This is a genomic window from Streptomyces sp. NPDC060198 (assembly GCF_042728415.1).
Lineage (GTDB): Bacteria > Actinomycetota > Actinomycetes > Streptomycetales > Streptomycetaceae > Streptomyces.
In genome coordinates this window covers 1-3,843 of the sequence record NZ_JBHWZJ010000522.1, presented here as the reverse complement: position 1 = coordinate 3,843, position 3,843 = coordinate 1, and the positions used below count along the sequence as shown (strand labels likewise).

The following is a 3,843-nucleotide window of genomic DNA, read 5'->3' as shown; positions in this document are numbered from 1 at the left end:
GTCGACCCTGTTGCGCACCCTGACCCGGCTGCTCAAACCGACGAGCGGCACAGTCGTCCTGGACGGTGAGGACATCGCCCGGCTCCGGACCCGGGACGTGGCGAAGAAGCTGGGGCTGCTGCCGCAGGCGCCCGTCGCACCCGAAGGGCTCACCGTCGCCGACCTGGTCGCCCGGGGACGCCATCCGCACCAGAGCTGGCTGCGGCAGTGGTCCTCCGACGACGCCGCCGTGGTGGAACGCGCGCTGGCGATGACCGGGGTGTCCGAACTGGCCGACCGTCCGGTCGATTCGCTCTCCGGCGGGCAGCGGCAGCGCGTCTGGATATCGATGACCCTGGCCCAGGGTACCGATCTGCTGCTGCTGGACGAGCCGACCACGTATCTGGACCTGGCCCACGCGATCGACGTGCTCGACCTCGTGGACGACCTGCACGAGTCGGGCTGCACGGTCGTCATGGTGCTCCACGACCTCAATCTGGCGACCCGTTACAGCGACAACCTCATCGTGATGCGCGACGGATCGATCCTGGCGCAGGGGCACCCCCGGGACGTCGTCACCGCCGGTCTGCTGCGCGAGGCGTTCGGCCTGCGCGCCGAGGTGATCGACGACCCGGTGGGCGACCGGCCCCTCATCGTGCCCATCGGTCGCACCCATGTTCGTTCCAACTAGGCTCCGAATCACAGGAAATACCTTGGTTAGGCTAGGCTGGCCTCACCTCTTCAGGATACGGTTTGGCTGCCTCGGGGACCGGGGCGCAGGCGGCCAGTGCGAGAGCAAGGGATTCGGGATGCTGCTCCAGAGAACGACCGGTACGAAGTCCTGGCGGCGGGTGGCGGCGGTCCTGTCCGCCACGGCCCTCGGTGTGGGCCTCCTCGCGGGCTGCGGTGGCTCCGACGAGCCGGACGCGAAGGCGAGCGAGAGCGCGCCGGCCGCCGCCACCGGCGCGTTCCCGGTCACGGTGGAGCACGCCTTCGGGACCACGGAGATCACCAAGGCCCCGCAGCGGGTCGTCTCCGTCGGCTACACCGACGACCAGGCCATCCTGGCGCTCGGTATCAAGCCGGTCGGCATGGTCGACCAGTACCCGAACCCCGCGGGCACGTCCCCCGACATCAACACCCAGTGGCCCTGGGTGAAGGACAAGTGGGGCGACGCCCGCCCCGAGGTCATCATGAGCAACGGTGACGCGGGCCCCAACTACGAGAAGATCGCCGCCCTGCGGCCGGACCTGATCATCGCGGTCTACTCCGAGATCGACCAGGCCGCCTACGACAAGCTCTCCAAGATCGCGCCGACGGTGGGCCGCACCAAGGCCGAGAAGGAGCCGTTCAGCGCTCCGTGGCAGGACAACGCCGTGCACATCGCCAAGGCGCTCGGCAAGGAGACCGAGGGCCAGGCGTTGGTGAAGGGCATTCAGGACAAGCTCGACGCAGCCGCCACCGCGCACCCGGAGTTCGCGGACGAGACCGCCGTGGCGCTCTCCTGGTACGAGGGATCGGTCGCACCGTTCGCCACCACCGACGTGCGCGGCAGGCTCATCACCGGAATCGGCTACAAGGGTGCGACGGAGGTCGACAAGGCGGCCGGGGGCAAGTTCTACACCGTGCTCTCGCCCGAACGCATCGACGTCGTCGACGTCGACCGCATCTTCGTCATCAACGACAAGGCGGACACGGACGCGCTGAAGAAGTTCGACCTCTTCGACAACCTCGCCGCCGTGAAGGCCGGGAAGGTCTCGTACCTCCTGGACAGCGAGGGCCCCGCGGTCGGCGCTGCCATGTCCCAGGGCACCCTGCTCTCCCTGCCGTACGCCATCGACGAACTCGTGAAGTCGGTCGATCAGTGATGACGGCCACCCCGTCGCGCACCGCACGGCCCGTCAGGGGATCCGGGTGAGCATCACTCAGACCCGCCCCGCCCCCGCGACCCTGCGCACGGCGGGCGGGGGAGAAGCCACCCGATGGCTCGTGGCGCACTGCCGGCAGGTACCTCTGCTGACGGCCGCCACCGTGCTCACCACGGTGGCCGGGGCGGTCCTCCAGGTGCTCCCGGTACTTCTGCTGGGCCGGGTGGTCGACGGGGTGGTCGACGGCGAGTCACGATCCGCCCTGGTCACGGTCGGAGTCCTGATGGGGGTTGCCGCGCTGCTGGGCGCGGCGGCCGCCGCCGGATCGACCTACCTCATCGGACGGCTCGGCGCGGACCTGCTCGCCCGACTGCGCGAGGGCGCCGTCCGCGCGGTGCTGGGGATGCCGAGCGCCCGGGTCGAGCAGGTCGGCCGCGGAGACGTACTCTCCCGGGTGGGAGACGACGTCGCCCAGCTCTCCAAGGGCATCAGGTCGGCGGTGCCGACGGTGTTCACGGCCGGTGTGCTGGTCGTCATCGCGACGGCCGCCATGTTCCAGCTGGACTGGCGGCTCGGCCTCGCCGGGGCCGGCGCGCTGCCCGCCTACGCGTTCGCGCTGCGCTGGTACCTCCCCCGCTCCGCGCCGCTCTACCAGAAGCAGCGGGCCGCCCAGGCGGACCGCGCCCAAGCCCTGATCAGCGGCCTCGACGGGATCGACACCGTCCGGGCCTACCGCCTGGAGGGCGCGGTACGCGAGAAGGTCACCGGCGAGTCCTGGCGGGTACGCGAACTCGGCGTCGAGGTCTTCCGGTTCTTCGGCCGGTTCGTCGGCAGGGAGAACCGCGCCGAGTTCATCGGCCTGGTCCTGATCCTCCTGGTCGGGTACGCCCTGCTGGAGAACGACGCCGCGAGCCTCGGAGAGGTGGCGTCCGCCCCGCTGATGTTCCACCGGCTCTTCACCCCGCTCGGTTCCATCATGTTCACCTTCGACGAGGCGCAGAAATCGGGCGCCAGCCTGACCCGGCTGGTCGGGGTGCTGGGAGAGAAGGCGGAAGACCGGCTGGTCGGCGACACCGCGGTAGCCCCGGCCCGGGCCGTCCCGCACGCCGTCGCGGTGGAGGGGCTGACCTACCGCTACCCCGACACCGAGGAGCCGGTCCTGCGCGACGTGTCGCTGACGATCCCGGCCGGCGGCTCGCTCGCCCTCGTAGGAGCGACGGGCGCGGGGAAGTCGACGCTGGCCGCGCTGATCGCCGGCATCGGCACCCCGCAGTCCGGGTCCGTGACGATCGGGCCGACGGACCTCGCCGACCTGGACGAGGCCGGGGCCCGGGCCCTGGTGAGCATCCTGACGCAGGAGACGCACGTCTTCTCCGGTCCGCTCGCCGACGACCTGCGCCTCGCCGCGCCGTCGGCCACCGACGCCGAACTGACGGACGCGCTGCGGACGGTCGGCGCGGGGGAGTGGCTCGACGAGCTGCCGGACGGGCTGTACACGCCGGTCGGGGAGGGCGGCGAACGACTGGACGGCACCAAGGTCGCCCAGATCGCCCTGGCGCGGCTGATGCTGGGCCGCGCCCCCGTGGTGGTGCTCGACGAATCGACCGCCGAGGCAGGCAGCGAAGGCGCTGCCGAGCTGGAGCGCGCCGTACTGGCCGCGTGCGCGGGCCGGACCACCCTGTTCGTGGCTCACCGGCTCACCCAGGCGATGGCGGCGGACCGGATCGCCGTGCTGGACGCCGGGCGTGTGGTCGAGCAGGGCACCCACCAGGAACTGGTCGCCCTGGACGGCCGGTACGCGCGCCTGTGGCGGGCCTGGCGCGAAGGAAGCTGAAGCGTGTTCCGTCAGACCTGCCTGTCCGGCGGTACTGACGAAACGCGCCCCGGAGCGTACGACCCCGTAAGCCCCGTCCGTGGCGGGCCCGGCCGCACACAGAGCCGTGTGCGGCCACCAGACCTCGGCAAGGAGCCCGCCGCACGGCCCCGGCCCCAGGTC

Annotated in this window: 3 protein-coding genes; all 3 read left to right on the top strand. The window is 71.4% G+C overall.

What is annotated here, in order from left to right; all coding sequences use genetic code 11:
* The coding region (locus tag ACFWEP_RS32755; protein ID WP_387375654.1) for an ABC transporter ATP-binding protein at positions 1–670 on the top strand (670 nt) is incomplete at its 5' end.
* A 118-nt stretch (positions 671–788) separates the two neighbouring features.
* Positions 789–1,847 carry an iron-siderophore ABC transporter substrate-binding protein gene (locus tag ACFWEP_RS32750; RefSeq protein ID WP_387375653.1) on the top strand — a complete coding sequence of 353 codons (1,059 nt, stop codon included), beginning with the start codon at positions 789–791 and terminating at the stop codon, positions 1,845–1,847.
* Between the two features lie 46 nt (positions 1,848–1,893).
* Positions 1,894–3,681 carry an ABC transporter ATP-binding protein gene (locus tag ACFWEP_RS32745; protein ID WP_387375651.1) on the top strand — a complete coding sequence of 596 codons (1,788 nt, stop codon included), beginning with the start codon at positions 1,894–1,896 and terminating at the stop codon, positions 3,679–3,681.
* The last annotated feature ends 162 nt before the right edge of the window (positions 3,682–3,843 follow it).

Coding starts and splice junctions, on each gene's coding strand:
- ACFWEP_RS32750 (WP_387375653.1), top strand. CDS start 789: ATGCTGCTCCAGAGAACGACCGGTACGAAGTCCTGGCGGCGGGTGGCG.